At 60.1% G+C, this 23,878-nt stretch carries 23 protein-coding genes and 1 tRNA gene; 13 read left to right on the top strand and 11 right to left on the bottom strand.

All coding sequences use genetic code 11. The annotated features are described in order from the left end of the window. Nucleotides 1-8: 8 nt before the first annotated feature. Nucleotides 9-563 (bottom strand): DUF4124 domain-containing protein, encoded by a 555-nt coding sequence (locus tag AC1DY9_RS18370; RefSeq protein ID WP_477667265.1) that lies wholly within the window; start codon nucleotides 561-563, stop codon nucleotides 9-11. 128 nt (nucleotides 564-691) lie between these two features. Further along, nucleotides 692-767: transfer RNA gene (locus AC1DY9_RS18365), tRNA-Asn, on the bottom strand. Nucleotides 768-1,063: 296 nt separating this feature from the next. On the opposite strand from AC1DY9_RS18365, the gene aat reads away from it, so the two are divergent. From aat to AC1DY9_RS18350, 3 genes are all read left to right on the top strand, one after another. Next, a complete protein-coding gene (gene aat, locus AC1DY9_RS18360; protein WP_457278599.1) occupies nucleotides 1,064-1,840 on the top strand; it encodes a leucyl/phenylalanyl-tRNA--protein transferase in 777 nt (258 codons plus the stop codon). Further along, a complete protein-coding gene (locus AC1DY9_RS18355) occupies nucleotides 1,837-2,616 on the top strand; it encodes an arginyltransferase (protein ID WP_457278600.1) in 780 nt (259 codons plus the stop codon). Before aat ends, AC1DY9_RS18355 begins: the two co-directional genes overlap by 4 nt. A gap of 74 nt (nucleotides 2,617-2,690) precedes the next feature. Further along, nucleotides 2,691-3,470 (top strand): IclR family transcriptional regulator, encoded by a 780-nt coding sequence (locus AC1DY9_RS18350; RefSeq protein WP_477667264.1) that lies wholly within the window; start codon nucleotides 2,691-2,693, stop codon nucleotides 3,468-3,470. 75 nt (nucleotides 3,471-3,545) lie between these two features. Here AC1DY9_RS18350 and pbpG read toward each other — a convergent pair whose 3' ends face one another. The 7 genes from pbpG to AC1DY9_RS18315 form a co-directional block, all read right to left on the bottom strand. After that, a complete protein-coding gene (pbpG, locus tag AC1DY9_RS18345; protein WP_457278602.1) occupies nucleotides 3,546-4,610 on the bottom strand; it encodes a D-alanyl-D-alanine endopeptidase in 1,065 nt (354 codons plus the stop codon). Between the two features lie 203 nt (nucleotides 4,611-4,813). After that, entirely contained in the window at nucleotides 4,814-6,352 is a 1,539-nt protein-coding gene (locus AC1DY9_RS18340; protein WP_457278603.1) for a 2-isopropylmalate synthase, read from the bottom strand. 54 nt (nucleotides 6,353-6,406) lie between these two features. Further along, complete coding sequence (leuA, locus tag AC1DY9_RS18335; RefSeq protein ID WP_477667263.1) at nucleotides 6,407-8,101, bottom strand: 2-isopropylmalate synthase; 1,695 nt, start codon at nucleotides 8,099-8,101, stop codon at nucleotides 6,407-6,409. A gap of 173 nt (nucleotides 8,102-8,274) precedes the next feature. Continuing rightward, nucleotides 8,275-9,087 (bottom strand): CDP-diacylglycerol--serine O-phosphatidyltransferase, encoded by an 813-nt coding sequence (gene pssA, locus AC1DY9_RS18330; RefSeq protein ID WP_457278605.1) that lies wholly within the window; start codon nucleotides 9,085-9,087, stop codon nucleotides 8,275-8,277. 243 nt (nucleotides 9,088-9,330) lie between these two features. Continuing rightward, the gene (ilvC, locus tag AC1DY9_RS18325; RefSeq protein WP_348050421.1) at nucleotides 9,331-10,347 is read right to left on the bottom strand and encodes a ketol-acid reductoisomerase; all 1,017 of its coding nucleotides are present in this window, start codon (nucleotides 10,345-10,347) and stop codon (nucleotides 9,331-9,333) included. Nucleotides 10,348-10,474: 127 nt separating this feature from the next. Further along, on the bottom strand, nucleotides 10,475-10,966 hold the full coding sequence (gene ilvN / locus AC1DY9_RS18320; protein WP_011483239.1) for an acetolactate synthase small subunit: 492 nt from the start codon (nucleotides 10,964-10,966) through the stop codon (nucleotides 10,475-10,477). Between the two features lie 110 nt (nucleotides 10,967-11,076). After that, complete coding sequence (locus tag AC1DY9_RS18315; RefSeq protein WP_457278606.1) at nucleotides 11,077-12,855, bottom strand: acetolactate synthase 3 catalytic subunit; 1,779 nt, start codon at nucleotides 12,853-12,855, stop codon at nucleotides 11,077-11,079. 327 nt (nucleotides 12,856-13,182) lie between these two features. On the opposite strand from AC1DY9_RS18315, the gene AC1DY9_RS18310 reads away from it, so the two are divergent. The 6 genes from AC1DY9_RS18310 to AC1DY9_RS18285 all read left to right on the top strand — a co-directional run bounded on the left by AC1DY9_RS18310 (nucleotide 13,183) and on the right by AC1DY9_RS18285 (nucleotide 16,690). After that, nucleotides 13,183-13,749 carry an RNA polymerase sigma factor gene (locus AC1DY9_RS18310; protein ID WP_457279761.1) on the top strand — a complete coding sequence of 189 codons (567 nt, stop codon included), beginning with the start codon at nucleotides 13,183-13,185 and terminating at the stop codon, nucleotides 13,747-13,749. Then, nucleotides 13,746-14,192 carry a DUF3619 family protein gene (locus AC1DY9_RS18305; protein WP_477667262.1) on the top strand — a complete coding sequence of 149 codons (447 nt, stop codon included), beginning with the start codon at nucleotides 13,746-13,748 and terminating at the stop codon, nucleotides 14,190-14,192. Before AC1DY9_RS18310 ends, AC1DY9_RS18305 begins: the two co-directional genes overlap by 4 nt. 47 nt (nucleotides 14,193-14,239) lie before the next feature. After that, nucleotides 14,240-14,917, top strand: a complete 678-nt coding sequence (locus tag AC1DY9_RS18300) for a DUF3106 domain-containing protein (RefSeq protein ID WP_477667261.1) — start codon at nucleotides 14,240-14,242, stop codon at nucleotides 14,915-14,917. Nucleotides 14,918-14,990: 73 nt separating this feature from the next. Beyond that, a complete protein-coding gene (locus AC1DY9_RS18295) occupies nucleotides 14,991-15,548 on the top strand; it encodes an RDD family protein (RefSeq protein ID WP_457278609.1) in 558 nt (185 codons plus the stop codon). Nucleotides 15,549-15,584: 36 nt separating this feature from the next. Beyond that, entirely contained in the window at nucleotides 15,585-16,061 is a 477-nt protein-coding gene (locus AC1DY9_RS18290) for a diacylglycerol kinase (RefSeq protein ID WP_457278610.1), read from the top strand. Further along, nucleotides 16,058-16,690 (top strand): LOG family protein, encoded by a 633-nt coding sequence (locus tag AC1DY9_RS18285; RefSeq protein WP_477667260.1) that lies wholly within the window; start codon nucleotides 16,058-16,060, stop codon nucleotides 16,688-16,690. Before AC1DY9_RS18290 ends, AC1DY9_RS18285 begins: the two co-directional genes overlap by 4 nt. 143 nt (nucleotides 16,691-16,833) lie before the next feature. Here the strand turns inward: AC1DY9_RS18285 and AC1DY9_RS18280 are convergent, their stop codons facing one another. Beyond that, nucleotides 16,834-17,172 (bottom strand): P-II family nitrogen regulator, encoded by a 339-nt coding sequence (locus tag AC1DY9_RS18280; RefSeq protein ID WP_007869659.1) that lies wholly within the window; start codon nucleotides 17,170-17,172, stop codon nucleotides 16,834-16,836. Between the two features lie 148 nt (nucleotides 17,173-17,320). Continuing rightward, entirely contained in the window at nucleotides 17,321-19,009 is a 1,689-nt protein-coding gene (locus AC1DY9_RS18275; protein WP_477667259.1) for an NAD+ synthase, read from the bottom strand. Nucleotides 19,010-19,033: 24 nt separating this feature from the next. On the opposite strand from AC1DY9_RS18275, the gene AC1DY9_RS18270 reads away from it, so the two are divergent. From AC1DY9_RS18270 to AC1DY9_RS18255, 4 genes are all read left to right on the top strand, one after another. After that, entirely contained in the window at nucleotides 19,034-20,275 is a 1,242-nt protein-coding gene (locus AC1DY9_RS18270; protein ID WP_477667258.1) for a GNAT family N-acetyltransferase, read from the top strand. A 201-nt stretch (nucleotides 20,276-20,476) separates the two neighbouring features. Next, nucleotides 20,477-20,809 carry a hypothetical protein gene (locus AC1DY9_RS18265; protein ID WP_457278614.1) on the top strand — a complete coding sequence of 111 codons (333 nt, stop codon included), beginning with the start codon at nucleotides 20,477-20,479 and terminating at the stop codon, nucleotides 20,807-20,809. 238 nt (nucleotides 20,810-21,047) lie between these two features. Further along, on the top strand, nucleotides 21,048-21,833 hold the full coding sequence (locus tag AC1DY9_RS18260) for a hypothetical protein (protein ID WP_477667257.1): 786 nt from the start codon (nucleotides 21,048-21,050) through the stop codon (nucleotides 21,831-21,833). 110 nt (nucleotides 21,834-21,943) lie between these two features. Beyond that, on the top strand, nucleotides 21,944-23,575 hold the full coding sequence (locus tag AC1DY9_RS18255) for a wax ester/triacylglycerol synthase family O-acyltransferase (RefSeq protein ID WP_477667256.1): 1,632 nt from the start codon (nucleotides 21,944-21,946) through the stop codon (nucleotides 23,573-23,575). Nucleotides 23,576-23,878 lie beyond the last annotated feature (303 nt).

Below are 23,878 nucleotides of genomic sequence, written 5' to 3'. Positions count from 1 at the left end.
CGGTGCCACTAGCGGCAAAATGCCCGGACATCATTTTGGGCAACGTCACGATCATATTTGTCCGTGGGTTGCCCATTGCGGTGCCTTACAGCGCCGCTAAGGACGTCCCGAGCCAGCGCACAGCGTGACGCATCGGTGCCATCTTCTTTTCCCCCGGAGAGCGATTTGGGCGGTTTTGGCGTGGGCGGGCTGTCAGCCTCCTTCTCCGGCACCAGGCGTGGTGGCGTTTGCTTGTTTTGCCCACGCAAGTATTCGGCTGAAGGTTTGGCTATTGGAGAGGGTGCTGGCTGAGGCGGCAGCTTCACTTCATCTGCCCTGGCCGCGCCGGCATCATCCTTTCGCGAAGAATAATGCGTTTGCCCCTTCGCATCTACCCACTTATAGACTTGCGCATGACTGGCTGACACAAATAGCAAAGGCACCAGGAAGGCGCCGAATATCCGCTGCTTGATGTTGGAGCTTTGCATGTTGTCCATGGTCCGGAAGTGATCAACTTTGAACTGGACAGGCGGATATAGTTGATCCGGTCCTGCTCGTTGGCTTGCGTGTCCGAAGATTTTCATGATCACGATGGTACTAGGTACCTACCCGGCGATTGATCACTCCGCGGCAGAACACGAGGCTGGAAATTACATTCGCAACGCCTGAAAAGACAAAAGGCCCGCACTTGCGTGCAGGCCCTTGAATTTATTGGCTCCTCAACCTGGGCTCGAACCAGGGACCTACGGATTAACAGTCCGGCGCTCTACCAACTGAGCTATTGAGGAATACAGCCTTAGATTATAGCGTCAATTTTCTGGCTTTTTGAGCTCGCGGCATTCTGCCAATGCCGTTTCTGCTGAATGGCGAGCGGCCGGCCCCGCACGGGCAAAAAGCACAAAGCCCTATTGGCCCCTGACCCTTGTTTGATATGCGCAAGCAGCTATCAAATCAATAGCATCTCTATGAATCACTGATCTCGGCAACGCGTTGGCCATGTCGCGGTAGCCTGCTCGGCTACCATTTGCGCATGTCCTTCACGGCCCACTGTTTTAATGGCTTTATGACTGTCCATTTTTAAACCATGGGTAAACTCCCGCGCCCCGTGCCCTGGCTTGCCGCCGGCGAAAACTTTCCCTCGCTGGATACCGCGTGGGGACCTCATGACCCGGCACCCGGTTTGCTGGCGGCTGGTGCAGCGCTGGATGTGCCGACCCTGGTCCATGCGTATTCGCAGGGCATTTTCCCCTGGTACAGCCTCGGCCAGCCCGTGCTCTGGTGGAGCCCTGACCCTCGCATGGTGCTGCAGACTCGCCACTTCAAGCTGCACCGGTCGCTGCGCAAAACGGTAGTTCGTTTTCAGGAACAGCCTCGCTGCGAAATCAGGTTCGACAGCGCCTTTGAGCGCGTCATCGACGCCTGCGCCAGCAAGCCGCGTTCCGGCCAACCCGGTACCTGGATTGTTCCTGACATGGTGCAGGCCTATACCGCTCTTCATGAGGCAGGCCATGCGCACAGCGTGGAGACCTGGATCGACGGCGAGCTGGCGGGTGGCCTGTATTGTGTGAATCTGGGCCGCATGGTGTTTGGCGAATCGATGTTTGCGCACCAGACCGATGCATCCAAAATCGCGCTGGCGGCACTGGTGGCTTTTTGCCGTGAACATCACATCACCATGATTGATTGCCAGCAAAATACCCATCACCTGGCGTCCCTGGGCGCGGGGGAAATCAGCCGGGCGGAATTTGTTGCCCACCTCGGGCAAAGCGTGGGTAAAACGGGACCCGGCTGGCGCTTTGAGCCCGTATACTGGAATCAGATACTGACGACGGGAACGAAGGGAACCCTGGACCTACCGTGACACATCTCAAAGACCTGCCACTGCAAACCTTGCAGTTCTACGCAACGGCGCCCTACCCGTGCAGCTATCTGCCGGGCAAGCAGGCCCGCTCGCAGGTTGCCACACCCAGCCACCTCATCCACAACGACGCTTATTCGGACCTGGTGACCAACGGCTTCCGGCGCAGCGGCATGTTCACCTACCGCCCCTACTGTGATGGGTGCCAGGCCTGCGTCCCGCTACGGGTGCCTGTTGGCAGCTTCAGCCCGAACAGCAGCCAGCGCCGCGCCTGGAAGCGGCACCAGACGCTGCAGGCCCGCATCCTCAAGCTCTGCTTCATGCCGGAGCACTACCAGCTCTACCTGCGTTACCAGAACGGCCGTCACGCAGGCGGCGGCATGGACCATGACAGCATTGACCAGTACACACAGTTTCTCCTGCAAAGCCGAGTGAATTCGCGCCTGGTTGAGTTTCGTGAAAGCCTGCCTGACGGCGAACCGGGCGCCCTGAAGATGGTGTCCATCCTTGATGTGCTGGAAGACGGCATTTCCGCGGTCTATACGTTTTATGAGCCGGATGGCCGCGCAAGCTACGGCAACTACAGCGTGCTGTGGCAGATCGAGCAGGCCCGGCGCCTCGATTTACCCTATGTGTACCTGGGCTACTGGATCGCGGAAAGCCCAAAAATGAATTACAAGGCCGGATTCAGGCCCAACGAAGTGCTGATCGACGGGCAGTGGGTGCTTTCCGCAGAGCCTGCGGTGGAAAATACAGGCAGGTCATCCGACCAGGCATAGGTATAGGCCAACCAGGCACCCCATCCAGCGCATCGGGATTTCACAGGGTAAAATTTGCAGCAGAAAGCCTGCAAATGAAAAAGTCCGACTCAGCCCTTCCCGCCACGCCGACCGTTCAGGTCATTGAAAGGATGTTCACGCTGCTCGAAATCCTGGCGAACCGCGAGGAAGCGCTTTCGCTCAAGGAAATCAGCGAGAAGTCGGGGCTCCACCCCTCTACCGCACATCGCATCCTGAACGATCTGGCCACGGGCCGTTTTGTGGATCGCCCCGCAGCGGGCAGCTACCGGCTGGGCATGCGACTGCTGGAGCTGGGCAACCTCGTCAAGGCCCGTCTGGACGTCCGCGACGCTGCGCTGCTGCCCATGCGCGAGTTGCACAAGCTCACACAGCAACCGGTCAACCTGAGCATGCGCCAGGGCGATGAAATCGTGTACGTGGAGCGAGCCTACAGTGAACGCTCCGGCATGCAGGTGGTACGGGCCATCGGGGGTCGTGCGCCGCTGCATTTGACGTCTGTGGGCAAACTGTTCCTCGCGTTTGACGACCCGCAGCGCCTGCGGACCTACGCGACGCGCACCGGCCTGCCGGGGCAGACACGCAACAGCATCACGCAGCTGCCAATTCTGGAACGCGAGCTTTCCAAAGCGCGCCAATACGGCATCGCACGCGACAACGAAGAACTGGAGTTGGGAGTGCGCTGCATGGCTGCAGGTATTTACGATGACCAGAACCAGCTGGTAGCGGGCTTGTCGATTTCGGCCCCGGCCGACCGGCTGGACGAACACTGGCTGCCCAAGCTGCAGGCGACTGCGAATGAGATTTCAGCCGCACTGGGCTACAAACCCAAGTAAAAATAGGCTGCAGCCCAATCAGGTCGGGCGCAAGCAGCTATCAATACAATAGCAGGCTGCGCACCTCGGGAATGCTCAGCCGTTCACCTGCTTGATGGAAGTGCTGACATTCACCTTGGGTTCGGCCACCGGATTCGACTCCACCCAGCGGCGTACACGTTCGGCATCACCCAAGCGGCTCAGCTTGCCGGCGGAATCCAGAAACACCATGATCAGTTTGCGGCCCGCGATTTTGGTCTGCATGACCAGGCACTGGCCGGCCTCAGAGATGTAGCCGGTTTTTTGCAGGCCGATATCCCAGTCGGGATTCTTCACCAGGCGATTTGTATTGTTGTACTGCAGCGTGCGGGTGCCGACAGCGACTTGATAACCCGTCGACGTGGAGAGCTCGCGCAGCATCGGGTCGCCATGTGCAGCGTTGACCAGCGTCGCCAGATCCTGCGCACTGGACTGATTGCGGCTGGAAAGGCCGGTGGGTTCTACATAGCTGGTGTCCGTCATGCCCAGCATTTTGGCCTTGGCGTTCATCAGGCTGACAAACGTGCCCATGCCACCGGGATAGGTACGGCCCAAGGCGTGCGCAGCGCGGTTCTCGCTGGACATCAGGGCCAGGTGGAGCAGTTCACCACGCGTGAGCGTGGTGCCGACCTTCAGGCGTGAACTGCTTCCCTTTTCGGTGTCCACGTCGTCCTGCGTGATCGTGATGAGCTCATCCATGGGCAGCTTGGCGCCGCTGACGATGACGCCGGTCATCAATTTGGTGAGGGATGCGATCGGCAACACAGCATGATCGTTCTTGCTGAACAGCACTTCACGTGTGTCCTGGTCGATCACCAGCGCAACGCTGGACTTCAGTTCAAGGGGATCTTGCGAGCCGTGCAAACCGGCAATCTGACCGAAGGATGGTTTGGCCGGAATGGACACGCGGATGATGCTTCTGCGTTTTGTACCTGCAACAAAACGTACGCTCTTGCGTGTGGAAATAACTTTTTGGGAAGCCGACGCCTTGGACGAGGCGTGCTGCTTTTTGACAATGGTTTTTTTGGCGGTTGCCGCATTCGCGGCTGGCACTGCAAAGGCGGCGATCAGGGCCATGAATCCAACGATTTTTAATGCGCGATTGAAAATCTGATGAGACATGATGGTCTTGCCTGCGTGGATTGCAATGAATGGGATGGCTGGAGTGTATACAAATAGAAAAAGTCACGCAATATCAAAAACTTGCGCGACTTTCCTAAAAATACAATCACTTTGTGACGTTTTTAACGCCTGAAGCCCCATCTGCACCCAGATTCAACGCTAAGTCATTGAATACAAAGGATTTTATTTTCCGAATTGTTACATCATCCCTGTGCCGCCACGCGGTCAGCTTTACTTTGGAGCTTGTTCAACGCGCTCAAATAGGCTTTTGCCGATGCCACCACAATGTCGGGGTCGGCGCCCACACCATTCACCACCCGCCCGCTGTTCTGCAAGCGCACCGTGACTTCTCCCTGGCTTTCCGTCGACCCGCTGATGGCGTTCACGGAGTAAAGCACCATTTCCGCACCGCTTTTGACGTGTGACTCGATGGCTTTGAGGGAGGCATCAACAGGGCCGTTGCCGTCGGATTCGCCTTTGACTTCCTTGCCGGCCACAGTGAACACGACGCTGGCCTGGGGGCGTTCGCCGGTTTCGCTGTGCTGCGACAGGGACACAAAGCCGTACTGCTCGTTGTCGTGGGAAGCGCTTTCATCGCTCGCCAGCGCCAGGATGTCTTCGTCAAAGATCTCGCTCTTGCGGTCTGCGAGCTCCTTGAATTTTGCGAAGGCATTGTTGATGTCCGCTTCGCTTTCCATGGCCACGCCCAACTCCAGCAGGCGCTGTTTGAACGCATTGCGTCCACTCAGCTTGCCCAGCACGATCTTGTTGGCGCTCCAGCCCACGTCTTCGGCGCGCATGATTTCATAGGTGTCGCGCGCCTTGAGCACGCCGTCCTGGTGGATGCCCGAGGCATGCGCAAACGCATTGGCGCCGACCACGGCCTTGTTCGGTTGCACCACGAAGCCCGTGGTTTGGCTCACCATGCGGCTGGCGGCCAGGATGTGCTGCGTGTCTATACCGAGTTCGAGGCCAAAGTAATCTTTGCGGGTCTTCACAGCCATGACCACTTCTTCGAGCGAGCAATTTCCGGCACGCTCACCGAGTCCGTTGATGGTGCATTCCACCTGCCGCGCGCCGCCAATCTTCACACCGGCCAGAGAGTTGGCCACGGCCATGCCCAGGTCGTTATGACAGTGCACGGACCAGACAGCCTTGTCGCTGTTGGGTATGCGTTCGCGCAAATTTTTGATGAAATTGCCGTAGAGCTCGGGGATGGCGTAGCCCACGGTGTCCGGCACGTTGATAGTGGTCGCGCCTTCCTTGATCACGGCTTCCAGCACACGGCACAGGAAGTCCGGATCTGAACGATAACCGTCCTCAGGACTGAACTCGATATCACCCATCAGGTTTTTGGCAAAGCGCACGGAGAGCTTGGCCTGCTCGAATACCTGATCGGGTGTCATGCGCAGCTTTTTCTCCATGTGCAGGGCGCTGGTCGCCAGAAACAGGTGCAAACGTCCCGAGGCCGCGGGCTTCAGGGCCTCGGCGGCGCGTGAAATATCCCTGTCGTTGGCGCGTGCCAGCGAGCAGATGGTGGAGTCCCTCACCACCTCCGCAATAGCCTTCACGCATTCGAAATCACCATTGGAACTGGCGGCAAACCCGGCCTCTATCACATCGACCTTCAGGCGCTCCAGCTGGCGGGCAATCCGCAGCTTTTCGTCCTTGGTCATGGAGGCGCCGGGCGATTGCTCGCCGTCGCGCAAGGTAGTGTCAAAAATAATGAGTTTGTCGGTCATGGTGGGATTCCTGATGCGTTGGGCGCTCTTTTTTTTGAAAGGTCTTGAACCGGGTTAACCGCTAATGGTAGCCTCGCCGACGGTCTGGCCGGCCTTGCTGCGCTGCAGGCCGGAAACAATGGCCTTGAGCGATGCCGAGACAATGTTGCCATCCATGCCGACGCCGAAAAGCGTCTGGTCGTTGATGCGCAACTCAAGGTAGGCCACGGCCTGCGCGCTCGCCCCCGCCCCGATGGCGTGCTCGTGGTAGTCCAGCACGCGAACCGTGTGGCCTGTCGCCGCAGCCAGGCCGGCCACGAAGGCATCAATGGGCCCGGTGCCTGTGCCCTCAACGGCGTGACGTCTGCCGCCAAGCTGAACCTCGGCCTTGATGTGGAAGGACTCGCCGCCGGCTTTTCCGGTTTCCTCAATCACCAGACGCTGCGGTGCGGCTACGGTCTGTACGCCGTATTCCTTCTCAAACAGCGCAAAGATGTCTTTGCCGGTCAACTCCTTGCCGGTCGCATCCATCACCGATTGCACCACCTGGCTGAACTCGATCTGCAATCGGCGCGGGAGCTCGAGGCCGAACTCGCTTTCCAGCAGGTAGGCGATGCCGCCCTTGCCTGACTGACTGTTGACGCGGATCACGGCCTCGTAGCTGCGGCCCAGGTCCTTGGGATCGATGGGCAGGTAGGGCATGTCCCATATATCGCCTTCTTTGCGTGCGGCAAAGGCTTTCTTGATGGCGTCCTGGTGGGAGCCCGAGAAAGAGGTGTAGACCAGATCGCCTGCATAAGGATGGCGGGGATGCACGGGCAACTGGTTGCAGTGCTCCACTGTGCGGCGTATCTCGTCGATTTCAGAGAAATCCAGTCCGGGCGACACGCCTTGCGTGTAGAGATTGAGCGCGATATTCACCAGGTCCACATTGCCGGTGCGCTCGCCGTTGCCGAAGAGACAGCCTTCAATCCGGTCGGCGCCCGCCATCAAGGCCAGCTCGCCGGCCGCGGTGCCTGTGCCGCGATCGTTGTGGGGATGAACCGAGATCACGATGGCGTCGCGCCGAGCCAGGTTGCGGTGCATCCACTCCATCATGTCGGCAAAAATATTCGGCGTGGAATGCTCCACCGTGGACGGCAGGTTGATGATGCATTTGCGCTCGGGCGTCGGCTGCCAGACCTCGGTCACGGCATCGACAACGCGCTTGGAAAACGCCAGCTCGGTGCCCGACCACATCTCGGGTGAGTACTGGAACGTCCATTGCGTTTCAGGCTGCGCCGCAGCCAGTTGCTGGAAGAGCCGCGCATTGTCGGTCGCGAGCTGGACAATCTCGTCCTCATTCATGCCCAGCACCACGCGGCGCATGACCGGCGCGGTGGCGTTGTAGAGGTGGACGATGGCTTTTTTGGCGCCCTTGAGCGACTCGAAAGTGCGGCGGATCAACGGCTCGCGCGCCTGGGTCAGCACCTGGATGGTGACATCATCGGGAATCAAATTCCCGTCGATGAGCTGGCGGAGAAAGTCGAATTCAATCTGGGACGCGGATGGAAAGCCCACCTCGATTTCCTTGAAGCCGATTTTCACCAGGGTGTGGAACATCCTGAGCTTGCGGGAAATATCCATTGGCTCGATCAACGCCTGGTTGCCATCCCGCAGGTCCACGCTGCACCAGATGGGCGCTTGCGTCAGCACGGCGTCGGGCCAAGTGCGGTCGGCCAGTCGAACTGGCGCGAAGGATTGGTATTTGCTGGAAGGTGTTTTCAACATGGTCATCTCGTCAACCCCAAAGATTACAAAAAACCAGCAACCCAAAGAAAAACGGCCCGTTGCTGGTGCAAACGGGCCGTTGAATCAGGTGTACGCGTGCGCTACCGTCTCCGCCCGTTGGCAGATAGCAGTAGTGCTAGCGAAATTTGTTTCATACGGTCAATGTACCACAATTATTTGTGAAGGCCGCGCTCGTCGGGTTCGTCGGTGGACGTCGAGATCACGCTGGTCTGCTGGCCCTTGGCCTTACGCCAGCCGTACAGCACGTAGCCCGAAAAACCGTACAGCACAAACAGGCCGAACATCACGGTCGGTGGATGGATATTGATAACGGCGATCCCAAGCGCAATCAACACAATGGCCGCGAAAGGCACGCTGCGCTTCATTTGCACGTCCTTGAAGCTGTAGAACGGCACATTCGTGACCATAGTGAGGCCCGCATAGAGCGTGAGGCCGAAGGTCACCCAGCGCACTTCCAGTCCACTGACTCCCGCATCGGTCATCAGCCAGATAAAGCCGGCCACCAATGCCGCCGCGGCGGGCGACGGCAGACCCTGGAAGAAACGTTTGTCAACCACGGCCGTGTTCACATTGAAGCGAGCCAGACGCAACGCCGCGCAGGCGCAGTAAACAAAGGCGCCTATCCAGCCCCAGCGCCCCAGGCTGGTCAAGGCCCAGACGTAGGCGATCAACGCCGGTGCGGCGCCGAAAGACACCATGTCCGAGAGCGAATCCATCTGCTCGCCGAAAGCGCTTTGCGTGTTGGTCATCCGGGCGACGCGGCCGTCCAGGCTGTCGAGAATCATGGCGCAAAACACACCGATGGCGGCCTGGTCGAAGCGCCCGTTCATAGCCATGACGATGGCGTAAAAGCCGCCAAACAGGGCGGCCAGCGTGAATAAATTGGGCAATATGTAAATGCCCTTGCGTCGCTTGCGTATCACCACCGCTTCGGTAGGGAACGCCGAATCTTCACCATCATGCATAAAAACACTCCTGAGGCACAACTGGTGCGCGCAAACAGCTATCAAATTCATAGCATCTGTAGATGCCATCCAGAAGCCGGGCCTCCTTGAAGGAATAAGCCGTCGACTCAAGCCGCCAAGGATACCAAGATCGGCCCCGGCAGAAACCTTCACCTCATCCCATCCAGTCTGCCCTGGTCAGAAAAAAAGCCGCGCAGGACCTTTGCGCGGCTTTTTGCAGGACAAAGCCCTGACGGGCTTGGATCAGTTGCGGGTCTGGTCGACCAGCTTGTTTTTCGCGATCCAAGGCATCATGGCGCGCAGCTTTTCGCCCACGATTTCGATCTGGTGCTCGGAATTCAGGCGGCGGCGGCTCAGCAGGGTTGGCGCGCCGGCCTGGTTTTCCAGCAGGAAGCTCTTGGCATATTCACCCGTCTGGATGTCTTTCAGGCACTTGCGCATCGCGTCTTTCGTGGCCGAGGTCACGATGTTCGGGCCTGTCACGTATTCGCCATATTCTGCGTTGTTCGAGATCGAGTAGTTCATGTTGGCGATGCCGCCTTCATAGATCAGGTCAACGATCAACTTGAGCTCGTGCAGGCATTCGAAGTAGGCCATTTCGGGGGCGTAGCCGGCTTCCACCAGTGTTTCGAAGCCGGCCTTGATCAGCTCAACGGTGCCGCCGCACAGAACGGCCTGTTCGCCGAACAGGTCGGTTTCGGTTTCTTCGCGGAAGTTGGTTTCAATGATGCCGGCTTTGCCGCCGCCATTGGCCATGGCATAGCTCAGGGCCAGGTCGCGGGCCTTGCCGGACTTGTCCTGGTGCACTGCGACCAGGTGAGGCACACCGCCACCCTGGGCGTAGGTATTGCGCACCGTGTGGCCGGGTGCCTTGGGGGCGACCATCCAGACGTCAAGGTCGGCGCGCGGAATCACGGCGCCGTAGTGCACGTTGAAGCCGTGGGCAAACACCAGGGAAGCACCCTGCTTGATGTGGGGAGCCACGTCGTTCTTGTAAACCGCGCCGATCTGTTCATCGGGCAGCAGGATCATGACCACGTCAGCGGCCTTGACCGCGTCCGCGACTTCAGCGACCTTCAGGCCGGCCTTTTCGACCTTGGGCCAAGAAGCGCCGCCCTTGCGCAGGCCGACGACCACTTTCACGCCGCTGTCGTTCAGGTTTTGCGCGTGCGCGTGGCCCTGGCTACCGTAGCCGATGATGGCGACTGTTTTGCCCTTGATCAGGCTCAAATCACAATCTTTGTCGTAAAAAACTTTCATGTTTCTCTCCAGAATAGGTATTGGCGAAAATGCCCTTCGACAGGCTCAGGGCGAACGGTAAACGCATATCGCCACTCAAAATCCGTTCGCGTTGAGCCTGTCGAAACGCGCGCACGGACGACTTAAATCAAACCCGCAAAATCCGCTCTCCACGGCCGATGCCGCTGGAGCCGGTTCGCACCGTCTCAAGGATCGCGCTGCGGTCTATGGCTTCCAGAAACGCATCGTTCTTGGACTGGTCCCCAGTCAGCTCGATGGTGTAGCTTTTCTCCGTCACGTCGATGATTCGCCCGCGGAATATATCAGCCATGCGCTTCATCTCTTCGCGCTCCTTGCCGACCGCGCGCACCTTGACCATCATGAGTTCACGCTCGGTGTAGGAGCCTTCGGTCAGGTCGACAACCTTGACCACTTCGATCAGGCGATTCAGGTGCTTGGTGATTTGTTCGATGACGTCGTCGGAACCGGTGGTCTGTATCGTCATGCGCGACAGGCTCGGGTCCTCCGTCGGGGCGACGGTCAGGCTTTCGATGTTGTAGCCGCGCGCCGAGAACAGGCCGACCACGCGGGAAAGAGCGCCCGGCTCGTTTTCCAGCAAAACTGCAATGATGTGTTTCATAAGAAGATTCCTCTTTTCGCTGCCCTCCCCTGCGCACGGTAATGCGCAGGCTCGGCAGACAATAGATTCGTCAGGTGACGGTGAATGAATGGGTGTGGTTGGCGTGGGGCCTAGAGGTCTTCCGACCCCAGCAGCATTTCGGTAATGCCCTTGCCGGCCTGTACCATCGGGAACACGTTTTCGGTCGGGTCCGTGCGGAAGTCCATGAACACCGTGCGGTCCTTGAGCTTGCGGGCTTCGCGAAGCGCCGGCTCCACGTCCTGCGGTTTTTCGATCAGCATGCCGACGTGACCATAGGCTTCGGCCAGCTTCACGAAATTGGGCAGCGCGTCCATGTAGCTGCTGCTGTAGCGGCCTTCATAGTCAATTTCCTGCCACTGGCGCACCATGCCCAGGTAACGGTTGTTGAGCGAGACAATCTTGATCGGGGTGTTGTACTGCAGGCAGGTGGAAAGCTCCTGGATGCACATCTGCACCGAGCCTTCGCCCGTGATGCAGAACACTTCCGAGTCGGGCTTGGCCAGCTTGATGCCCATGGCATAGGGAATACCGACGCCCATGGTGCCCAGGCCGCCTGAATTGATCCAGCGGCGCGGCTCGTCGAACTTGTAGTACTGCGCGGCCCACATCTGGTGCTGCCCCACGTCCGACGTGATGTAGGTATCCGCGTCTTTGGTCAGCTTCCAGAGCGTTTCGACTACATGCTGGGGCTTGATGACGTCGCCTTTGCCCATGCTGTACTTCATGCAGTCGCGTTTGCGCCAGCCTTCAATCGTGTCCCACCAACCGCCCAGCGCGTTCGCGTCAGGCTTGAGGCCGGATTCCTTGATCATGGCAATCAGTTCGGTCAGTACATCCTTCACGTCGCCCACGATTGGAATGTCGACCTTCACGCGCTTCGAAATGCTGGAAGGATCGATGTCGATGTGGATGATCTTGCGTTCGTTCTGCGCGAAATGCTTGGGGTTGCCAATCACGCGGTCATCAAAACGCGCACCTACCGCCAGCAACACGTCGCAATGCTGCATCGCGTTGTTGGCTTCTATGGTGCCGTGCATACCCAGCATGCCGAGGAATTTTTTGTCGCTGGCCGGATAGGCGCCCAAGCCCATCAAGGTGTTGGTGCAGGGGTAGCCCAGCATGTCGACCAGCGTGCGCAGTTCTTGCGAGGCATTGCTGAGCAACACGCCGCCGCCGGTGTAGATATAGGGCCGTTTGGCCGCCAGCAGCAATTGCAGGGCCTTGCGGATCTGCCCGCCATGGCCTTTGCGCACCGGGTTGTAAGAGCGCATCTCAACGGTTTGCGGATAGCCGTTGTAAGGCACCTTGTTGAAGGACACGTCCTTGGGGATATCAACGACCACAGGGCCGGGCCGGCCGCTGCGGGCGATATGAAACGCCTTTTTCAGGGTTTCGGCCATGTGCCGCGCATCCTTGACCAGGAAGTTGTGCTTCACGATGGGCCGGGTGATACCGACGGTGTCGCATTCCTGGAAGGCATCCAGCCCGATGGCGTGGGTAGGAACCTGTCCCGTGATGATGACCATCGGGATGCTGTCCATGTAGGCGGTGGCAATGCCGGTCACGGCGTTGGTCACGCCCGGGCCGGAAGTGACCAGCGCCACGCCCACCTCGCCTGTGGCGCGAGCATAGCCGTCGGCTGCGTGCACAGCGGCCTGCTCATGACGCACCAGGATATGCTGGATCGAGTCCTGTTTGTAGACGGCGTCGTAGATATGCAGGACTGCACCGCCCGGATAACCCCACATGTATTTGACGCCTTCAGCCTGAAGGGACTTCATGAGGATTTCCGCGCCGCGGAGTTCTTGAGAATTTGTTTGTGCAGACGCAGCTGCCGCGGAAGCGATTTCCGCTTTGGAGATTTCCATGATGAACCTTTGTGAATTTCTCTAACGAAATACCTTGGGTGCCTCTTCGCCCACTCTTGTGAAGCAGCGTCGAGACTTGAGGCCAAAACCATGAGCGGAAACATAAACCGCCGAGTCATGACCCGTTTGCCTTTTGAATTGCAGGCCGTATTATGACATTTCGCGTTGCGCAATGGCTGCACGCGGTGAAAAATCGCAGCCGGGACCGGCCGGGATGCGATAATTTTCCAGCTGTATCCTTGGACACATGCCTTATCGGCATCGGCCCTGCGAGTACCCGCAGACCACCACCCTGTGCAGCGCTGGACGAACCGGAACCCCACACCGTTGGCAACTGAACAAGAACTCTCGGATTTCCTGAAAAGCGTTGAAAAACGGGCTTTCAAGCGCAGCATCTACCACGTGCGGGATGAAGAAGCGGCCCTTGACATCGTTCAGGACAGCATGATGAAGCTGGCCCAGCACTACGGCGACAAGCCTGCGGCCGAGCTACCCATGCTGTTCCAGCGCATCCTGGCCAACACCACGCTGGACTGGTTCCGCCGCCGCAAGACCCGGAACGCGCTTTTCTCCAACATGAGCGACTTTGAATCGCAGGGAGAAGACGGAGATTTCGATCTTCTGGAAACTTTAGAGAGCCTTACCAACTCAGAGGGTACAGAGAGCGCCCAGGATGCTACTGAGCGGGCGCAAATATTGCATGAGATCGAACTGCAGGTAAAGGAATTGCCGGGCCGTCAACGGGAAGCCTTTCTGATGCGTTACTGGGAGGAAATGGATGTCGCTGAAACAGCAGCCGCCATGGGCTGTTCGGAGGGCAGTGTCAAAACACATTGTTCCCGTGCAGTTCACGCCCTCAGCAAAGCCCTGAGTGCCAAAGGTATAAAACTATGACTAACTCACTACAAAAAAGAGCCGAAATCCTGCAGGACCGCTTTGCCCTGAAGACCGCGTCCTACCTGTCCGCAGGAGCTGCAGACCTGCCTTACGACATTTCCGAGCGCCTGCGCGCCGCACGCGCCCAAGCTGTTTCAAAACGTAAAGTCGCCAAAACACAAACCGCCACCAACGTCGTCGGCGTTGGCACAAGTGCCGCCCTGTCATGGGGATCTGATGACGGCCTGAGCTGGTGGGCACGGATTGGTTCGGTCCTTCCCCTTGTTGCACTGGTTGTCGGCCTGCTGGCCATCAATTCGATCCAGAACGATAACCGCGCCCAGGAACTGGCAGAAGTCGATGTGGCGTTGCTTACGGACGAACTCCCGCCCGCTGCTTTTGCCGATCCGGGTTTTGTCCAGTACCTCAAAACCACACGCCAAGTCCCCACGGCCCAATGATCCCGCGCGCAATCTCCCGACGCGCCCCATCGGTCGATGGCCGCTCAATGCGGTTGAGGCTGCAATGGCTGTCGTTCGGGCTTGTGACGGCTACCCTGCTGGCCTGGCCCATTCTGGGCCTTGCACAGGCGCCTAAACCCGTAGCCCCAGCCAGCGCAGCTGTGAAGCCGCCTGCCGTTCCTGCCAAGCCCGTCGTGGCCAAACCGACCTGGGCCGAACTCACGCCCATGCAGCAGCAGGCGCTCAAACCGCTGGCTTCAAGCTGGGATACCGTCAGCGAGGCGCAAAAGCGCAAATGGCTGGAAATCTCCAAAAATTACCCCTCACTCGCACCGGAAGGGCAGGCTAACCTGCACAGCCGCATGAATGAATGGGTCACCTTGAGCCCCCAGCAGCGTGCGCAAGCCCGGCTGAACTTCGGCAAGACCAAAGAACTCTCCAAGCAGCTCACGCCTGAAGAGAAAAAAGCCAAGTGGGAGACCTACCAGGCCCTCAGCCCCGAAGAAAAGCAGAAGCTGGCCGCCAAGGCCAGTCCAAAGCCTACCGGAGCGGCAACAGCGGTGAAACCAGTGGCGCCGCAAAAGCTGGCGCCCGTGACACCGCATCCGGTCAAGGCAGCCAGCAAACCTGGCCCTAAAATCACGGCTTTGCAACCTGCCTCAGCTGCTACGCCCGCCGCGCCGTCCGCAAGCGGTGCCGCAACAAGCGCTACGCCCCAACGCTAAACGCTACCCGCAGCGGCTGGGCTTGGCCCATGCCTGCTGCCGTTCACTGTGGCCAACCTTTATCGCGACATCTTTGACAGTCACAGACACCCTCCCCATTCCGTCCATTCCCCGCCGCATGGCCTGCTGGATGTACGAAGGCATGCTGATGTTCGGCGTGGTTTTTCTGGCCGGTTACCTTTTCAGCACATTGAGCCAGACCCGAAATGCCCTGGACAATCGCCATGCCCTGCAGGCGTTCGTGTTTGTGATTTTCGGTATTTACTTCGTCTGGTTCTGGGCCAAAGGCCAGACCCTGGCCATGAAAACCTGGAACATCCGCGTAGTCGACGTCAACGGTGAACCCGTCACCCAGAAACGCGCCCTGCTGCGTTATGCGCTGAGCTGGCTCTGGTTTCTGCCACCCCTGGCCGTGAGCTGGGCAATGGCGCTGCCAGGACGGGAAGGCGCTGTACTGACGCTGGGATGGGTCGCCATCTGGGCCATCCTGGCGCGCTTTCATCCGCAAAAACAGTTTTGGCACGACGCCTGGGCAGGCACGCGGCTCATCACCTGGGTCGCACCCGAAAAACCCGGGCGCAAGGCCAAAAACAAGGCCGGTATCGCCAGTACTGCGCCCCATCAGCCCTAACATCAATGTGCCATAAAGCTGCGCGACAATGGCACCATGTCAGAACAAGTTCCGTTTCCCATGTCTGTGCCAGCGCCGCCATCTGATGCTGATGTCGCTCCTGCTGGCGCCACCTCCCGAGTGGGCTCCAATGAGCCCGTCAACCCCCAAAAACACCGCAAGGGCCTGAGCCGCGTCTGGCACGCCACGGGCTATTCCGTTGCCGGCCTGCGCGCAGGCTGGCACGAAACCGCTTTTCGCCAGGAAGCGATCGCATCGATTGTGCTGATCCCCGCCGCTTTCTGGCTGGGCCGCAGTTGGGTCGAAACGGTGCTCCTGGCCGGCACGGTCATCCTCATCATGATCGTGGAACTTCTCAACACGGGCATTGAAACCGCCATCGACCGCATCGGCCCCGAATGGCATGACCTTTCCAAGCGCGCGAAGGACATGGGCAGCGCCGCCGTCCTGCTCAGCCTGCTGTTGTGCGCCGGTACATGGGCCCTGGCGCTGTTCCAGCGATTTGCCGCATGAATGCAAGCATCAACAAAGTGACCGATATCTCCAAACCCGCCTCCAAACCTGCTTTTTCCATCTGCGTTTATTGCGGATCCCGTCCCGGCAACCAGCCCGAATTCGCCGCCATTGCCGCCTTCGTCGGCACCTGGATAGGCAAGCGCGGCGGGCAACTGGTCTACGGCGGCGGCCGCAACGGCCTGATGGGCATCATGGCCGACGCTGCGCTGGCGGCCGGCGGGCGTGTTGTGGGAATCATCCCCAAGGCACTGGTAGAGAAAGAATGGGCCCACACCGGATGCACCGAGCTGCACATCGTGGAAAACATGCATGAGCGCAAATACCTGATGGCCGAGCATGCCGATGCGTTCCTGGCATTGCCTGGCGGCATCGGTACGCTGGAGGAGTTTTTTGAGGTATGGACCTGGCGCCAGCTTGGCTACCACGACAAACCGGTCGGCCTGCTCAACATGAACGGCTACTACGACGCCCTGCTGGCGTTCCTGGCCTCTTCGGTGAAAACCGGCTTCATGAATGACTGGCTGATGGACCTGATCCGCACCAGCAGCGACGCGGAATCACTGCTTGAAACGCTGGTACAGGCAGCCGGCATGACGCCAGGCAACACCCGCCTCGACCAAATCTGACACCGGTCGCAGGGACTTTTCTTCAGGCCAGCAGGGGCCGCGGAACCGGCTTTGCCGGGCCGCAGGCGCAGCGGCCCCCTCGGGGGGCAGGAAGCTACACGCAGTGAGCGACCGTGGGGGCCTATTTAAGCGTGGGGGCCTATCTAGACCGCCGCTTCGTCTTCTTCGCCCGTGCGGATGCGCACCACCCGCTCGACGCTGGTGATGAAAATCTTGCCGTCACCGATCTTGCCGGTGCGCGCAGCACGCACGATGGCATCCACGCAGCGTTCCACGTCTTCGGTTTTCACCACGACTTCGACCTTGACCTTCGGCAGGAAATCGACGACATATTCGGCGCCACGGTACAGCTCGGTGTGGCCCTTCTGGCGGCCAAAGCCCTTGACTTCAGTGACGGTCAGGCCGGTAACACCGCATTCTGCCAAGGCCTCGCGGACTTCTTCGAGTTTGAAAGGCTTGAGGACGGCGGTAATTTGTTTCACTGAATATCTCCATTCGTTCTAAATATCGTCAGCATAGGGCATCCTCTCCCAAACCCAGCAGGGGCCGCGGAACCGGCTTTGCCGGGCCGCAGGCGCAGCGGCCCCCTCGGGGGGCAGCGAACCACACGCAGTGGGGAGCGTGGGGGCCCTATTGCCGAAATTTGCTGGTAATAGGATAGCGCCAATCCTTGCCAAAGCTCCTGTGGGTGACCCTGATACCCACGGGCGCCTGGCGGCGTTTGTACTCGTTGATGCGGATCAGTTGGGCCACGCGCACGACCATCGCGCGGTCAAACCCGGCAGCGGCGATGGCGTCCACGCCCTGATCGTTCTCCATGTAGCGCTCCAGGATGGCGTCCAGCACCTCGTAGGGCGGCAGGCTGTCCTGGTCGGTCTGGTCGGGCCGCAGCTCGGCGCTGGGCGGCCGCGTGATGATGCGCTCGGGAATCGGGTTGCTGCCCGTGCCGTACGGGTCGTTTTCGTTGCGCCAGCGCGCCAGGCGAAACACCGTGGTCTTCAGCAGGTCCTTGATGACCGCAAAGCCGCCGGCCATGTCGCCGTAGAGCGTGCAATAACCGGTCGCCATTTCGCTTTTGTTGCCGGTGGTCAGCACGATGGAGCCGAACTTGTTCGACAGCGCCATCAAAAACACGCCGCGGATACGCGCCTGGATGTTTTCCTCGGTGGTGTCTTCCTTCAGACCCTTGAACTCACCAGCCAGCGACGCCTTGAAGGCTTCGAACTCCGGCACGATGGAAATCTCGTCGTAGCGCACCTTCACGCGCTCAGCCATTTCGCGCGCATCAATCCAGGAGATGTCTGCCGTATAGGGCGAAGGCATCATCACCGCGCGCACCTTGTCGGCGCCCAGCGCATCCACCGCGATCGCCAAGACCAGGGCCGAATCAATGCCGCCCGACAGCCCCAGGATGGCACCGGGAAAACCGTTTTTACCGAGGTAGTCGCGCACGCCCAGCACCAGCGCGTCCCACAAGTCCGCCTCGTGGCTGCGTTCAGGCACCGTGCTTGCTATTAATTTAATAGCTGCTTGCGCTCGTCCCGCCTGAATTACAAACAGATTTTCCTTGAAACTTTCAGCCCTTCCGGCCAGGGCGCCATCGGCCTGCAGCGCAAAAGACGCCCCTTCAAAAACGATTTCGTCCTGCCCCCCCACCAGGTGCGCATAAATCAGCGGCAACCCGGTGGCTTGGGCCCGGACCTGCATCATCTGCTCACGTTCGCCGCCTTTGCCGACGTGAAACGGCGAGGCATTGATGACCGCCAGCAGTTCGGCACCCGCTTCCCTGGCCAGGCGTGCCGGCTCTTCAAACCAGGCGTCTTCGCAAATCAGCAGCCCGACGCTGACGGCGTCATCACCTTCCCCGGCCTGGAAGACGCAAGTGCCCTGCCCCGGCGTGAAATAGCGGCGTTCGTCAAACACCTGGTAATTCGGCAGTTCGCGCTTGGCATAGGTGTCGACGACGCGGCCCTCGCGCAGCACCCTGGCCGCATTGTGGCGCTGCTGCACTTCCACACTTTTGGTGCGCAGGCCCTTGCCGTTGTCGCCGTGGGTGGGCGTGCCCACCACCACTGTCAGGCCTTTTAACCCGGCCAGCTCGCGGGCCACCAGATTCACGGCATCATCACAGGCCTGGATGAACGATGGGCGCAAGAACAGGTCTTCTGCCGCATAGCCGCAAATGGCCAGCTCGGGCGTCAGCAGCAGCCGGGCACCGCCCTCATAGGCCGTGCGGGCAGCGTCGATGATCTTTTGCGCATTACCCGGCATATCGCCGACGCAATAGTTCAATTGGGCAACGCAGATTTTGAGTGGCATGTTGAAGTAGAACCCCGAAAACACGTGAAAAAGAACTCAAACGATTATGTCATTCGCGTGCTGAATTCACCGCTGGAGGTGAATGCGGCCGAGTGGAACGCCCTGCTGGCGGCGCAAAGCCCGGGCGGGCCCGCAAACCCCTTCATGCGCCATGAATACCTGGCCGCGCTGCACGAAAGCGGCAGCGCCACGCCCGAAACCGGCTGGACACCGCGTTTTGTCACCCTCTGGCAGGGCAAGGTGCTTGCAGGCGCCTGCGCGCTTTACCTCAAGGAGCATTCCTACGGTGAATACGTGTTCGACCACGCCTGGGCGAATGCCTACCAGCAGCATGGGCTTGAGTACTATCCCAAGGCACTGGTCGCCGTGCCCTTCACACCCGTACCCGGCGCCCGCCTGCTGGCCCGCACGGCCGAAGAACGCAGCTTGCTGATCAAGGCCCTGGTGGCCTGGTGCACCGAAGAAGACCTTTCATCCCTGCACCTGCTGTTCACGACCGATGAAGACGTGGTGGCGTGTGAAGAAGCTGGTTTAATGCTCCGCCACACAGTCCAATTCCACTGGACTGGACCACCTTCCAGCTACCGCAACTTCGACGACTTCCTGATGTCGCTCAGCCAGGAAAAACGCAAAAAGATCCGCCAGGAGCGCCGCAAGGTCGCCGAGGCGGGCATCACTTTCCGCTGGTCGCTGGGCAAGGGCATCAGCAACGCCGACTGGGATTTTTTCTACCGCTGCTACGAGCGTACTTATTACGAGCACGGCAACGCGCCTTACCTGAGCCGCGACTTCTTCCAGCGCATGCAGGACACCATGCCGGAGAACTGGCTGCTGTTTGTGGCGGAGCACAACGCCGACGGCCAGCGGCGGCCCGTCGCGACAAGCCTGATCGCCGTCAGTGCCCGTCCTGAAAGGGATCACGGCGACGAAAGTGCCGAAAACCAGTCCCTGGTTGCGTACGGCCGTTACTGGGGCGCCCTCGCCCGCGTCGACTGCCTGCACTTTGAAGCCTGCTACTACCAGCCGCTGCAGTGGTGCATTGAGCACGGCTACCAGCGTTTCGAAGGCGGCGCGCAGGGCGAGCACAAAATGGCCCGCGCCCTGCTGCCCGTCAAAACCACCAGCGCTCACTGGCTGGCGCATCCTTCGTTTGCCGATGCGGTCGAGCGCTTCCTGGCGCGCGAAGGCGCCGGCATCGACAACTACATGGAAGACCTGGAACGCCGCAGCCCTTTCAGGCAAGCTGCGCCACGCACTTCGGCTTGAGCACTGGCTTGCGTTAGCCGCGGGTGCTACGTTTTTCATAGCTGCTTGCGCTTTCCCATATTGGGTTTCATGGACTTTTTCCATAAATATTCTGTGCAAAACATGCACTGGCCGCGCTCCCACCCATACCTGCAACCCCGTCATACCTGTCATCACACGGGCAAGCGTTATTTGCTATAAAGCCCGTTCAAAGGAATTTCCATGAGCAACAAAAACCGCGCCAACGAACGTACGTACACCGTCAACCTCGTCGAATGCCCAACCCTGACCGCCGACGAGCGCGCAGCGGCCGAACTGCGTTTTCGCATGGCACTTGAATTCGCCTTGGGCGGCCCCGAATATGTACTGCCTTCGCTTCAGGCCTACATGCTGACGCAAACGCTGCACGAAGGCCTGCCGCTGGAGAACGCCTCAGAGGCGGAAGAACAGGTCATCGCGCTCTGGCAACACGCCGAGACCGACGCGATTCTGGCGGCGATGCGGCCGCTGGGCGACAACCTGGACAACGCGCGCTTCGAGATCCTCCCGCTTTGACCCCCTGGGCCGCTTGGCCGGCGGCCCGCTTCGCAGGGCAACCACCGCCGCCTGCGGTGAACGCGGAAACGCCGTAACGCTATCGTATTGATAGCTGCTTGCGTCCGCCAGTATTGCGCCAACGGTTCATTTCCCTTAAGCCACAGCTTGATTTAAGCTCTGTCTTTCACGCCTGTTTTCGAACGGTTTTCAAGGCGCCGGCGGCCACCTTGCCGCCGGCTCAAACCGCTATTTCCCCATGAATGCTCTCGTGACTGCTACACCCGAAAACCCCGAAACGCAGACTGCCGACCCTGCGCCCCTGCTGGGCCGTCCGCATGCCCGGCGCCTGCGTGAGGTCTACCGCTCCGCCGGCTGGCCCTGCCAGGACCTGCTGGAGATCGAACTGCTGGCCACCGGCATGCTGCAGCGCGTGGCCGGCCCTGCAGGCCACGAAACCCTGCGCGTGACCGATGCCGGCGTGGCCTACTTGGCCACCGTGCTCGTGCGCAACCGCTCGGCGCTTTCAAAGCACGAGGCACTGGTCGAACAGGTGGCCTGCGAAATGGTGCGTGCCGGCCGCATCACCTGGCGCGGCCTGGGTTTGCGTGCCCAGCTGCCGCCCGAAGAAGAAGGCGGCAAGGCCCGCTGGTGCATCGCCCGGCCCGACGTGTTTTCCATCCGCAACACCACGGTGCAGGAATATGTCGAGCCGATCGTGCACGAGATCAAGGTGCACCGCTCCGACCTGCTGGGCGACCTGCGCCGCCCCGAAAAACGCGCCGCCTACCTCGACCTGGGCGGCGAGTGCTGGTATGTGCTCGGTTGCGACGCCAAGGGCCGGCCGATCGGCGATGCCAGCGAGGTGCCGCTGGAATGCGGTGTGATGGTGCTGGAGAACGCGCGCCTGGCCGTTGCCAGGGCCGCGCCGCGGCACACGCGCCAGCAGCTGCCGCTCGGCGTCTGGATGGCGCTGGCCAAGGCGACGCCGGTGGCCGGACTCAACGACGATGAGCAAGGCATGCTGGGCGACTGCGAAGCTTGAACGCAATCACGGCCGCGCGCTGAGCCTGGCGTGACAGCTGCCGCTACGGCAAACCCTAGTGCCGCAACCCCGTCCACTCGGTTAATGTCTTCCTCACGGAGACAACAACAATGAAATCCCTCACCGGACTCGACGCGACCTTTCTTTACCTTGAAACCCCCGAAATGCCCATGCATGTGGGCTCGCTCAACCTGTGTGAATTGCCGGAGGGCTTCAAGGGCAGCTTTCACAAGGCGGTCAAAGCGCACATCGCCAAACGCATGCACCTGGCGCCGGTGTTCAGCCGCAAGCTGGTGTTCATGCCGCTGGACCTGGGCCACCCGCTGTGGGTGGATGCCGACGAGGTGGATATCGACTTTCACATCCGCCGCGCGGACTCCGCCAAAAAACGGGCGACGCCCATGACGCTGGCCGAGGTGCACAAGCTGTGCGCGCAACTGCACAGCGAGGTCATCGACCGCAATTTCCCGCTCTGGGAGTTTTATATTTTTGACCGCATCCAGTTGCCCGCATCGCAGGGCGGCAAGGTGGTGGCGGGGTTTTTCTCGAAGATTCACCATGCGGCGCTGGATGGCAAAGGCGGCGTGATGCTGGCCAATGCCCTGCTCGATTTCAGCCCGGTACCGCGCGAGGTGCCGCCGCCCGACCCTGCCCGCCGCCGCAAAACCGAGGCCGACCTGAAGCTGGGCAAGATGATCGGTTCAGTGTTTTCGAGTTCGCTGGGTCAGCTGGCCAAACTGGCCAAGGCGCTGCCTTCTGCGGCCAGCACCTTTGGCAGCACGCTGGCAAAACAATCCACCACCAGTTCGGCCACCGGCATCAAGCCCAAGATGCCGATGAAGCTGGCGCCGCAAACGCCTTTTAATACCGGCATCACCACAGACCGCGTCTTTGTGACGGCCACCCTGCCGCTGGCTGAGTGCAAGGCCATGGGCAAGGCGGTGGGCGGCTCATTCAATGACGTGGTGTTGTGGATCTGCTCAACAGCGCTGCGCAGCTACCTCACGCAGCACCACAGCCTGCCGAAAAAATCGCTGGTGGCGGCCATGCCGGTGTCACTGCGCGAAGCCGGCGCCACCGACGCCAGCAACCTGGGCAACCAGGTCAGCATGAGCCTGGTGGAGCTGGGCACGCAGCTGGCGCACCCGCTCAAGCGCATGAACGCCATCATGGCATCGACCGCCAAGGTAAAAACGTCGATGCAAAGCCTGAAGGGCCTGCTGCCGACCGACTACCCTTCGCTGCTGGCGCCGTGGCTGGTGGGCGGTGCGGCCAAGATGGCCCTGAACGCCTACGGCAAAAGCGGCATGGCAAGCCGCCTGCCCATGGTGGCCAACCTGGCGATTTCCAACGTGCCGGGCCCGCCGGTGCCGCTGTACCTGGCCGGCGCGAAGTTCCTGACCTTCCATCCGCTGTCCATCGTCATGCACGGGTTGGCGCTCAATATCACCATACAGACCTATGCCGGCCATGTGGATTTCGGCATCGTTGCCGACAAAAAGGCGCTGCCGCATGCGAAGGACCTGGCCAAGGCCATTGAAGACGCCTTCCTGCAGGCACAGGCGCTGATGTCCGCTACGGCGCCTGTCGCCCCCGCCGCCACGGCGCCCGCGCCGAAAAAGACGGCCAAAGTCGCTACCAAAAAGGCCACCGTCAAAGCTGCAGTGAAGGGTACCCCGGTAAAAACCCGCAAAGCCGCTGTCACAAACGCGACGAAAACCACGGCGAAGCGCTCAAGTTAGAGGTGCCTCCCTCTGTAAAAACCTGTAGGCGCCTCCATACTCTTAGGGTCTAATAGCGCTGTTTTTGCAAATGCGAACGGGGTAAAAAAGGCGCCAATCAAGGCGCGCGACGACGCTCAGACCGGGCGTCTGAGCTAGGAGCGCAACGCTGAGTGGCGCCTTTTTTACCCCGTTCCCTACGGGTTGCGATCAAAAAGGCCCTGCGCGGCGTTGCAAAGCCTTGACGGGGTTCACCCCGCCTGCGTTTTGCGCCTTGCTCATGGCCTTTTTGACTCGCAACGCATCTTGCAAAAACAGCGCTAT

The sequence above is a fragment of the Polaromonas sp. P1_F6 genome, assembly GCF_056405695.1.
Note: the sequence above shows the minus strand (reverse complement) of the source record. Positions and strands in the feature narration are given on the sequence as shown.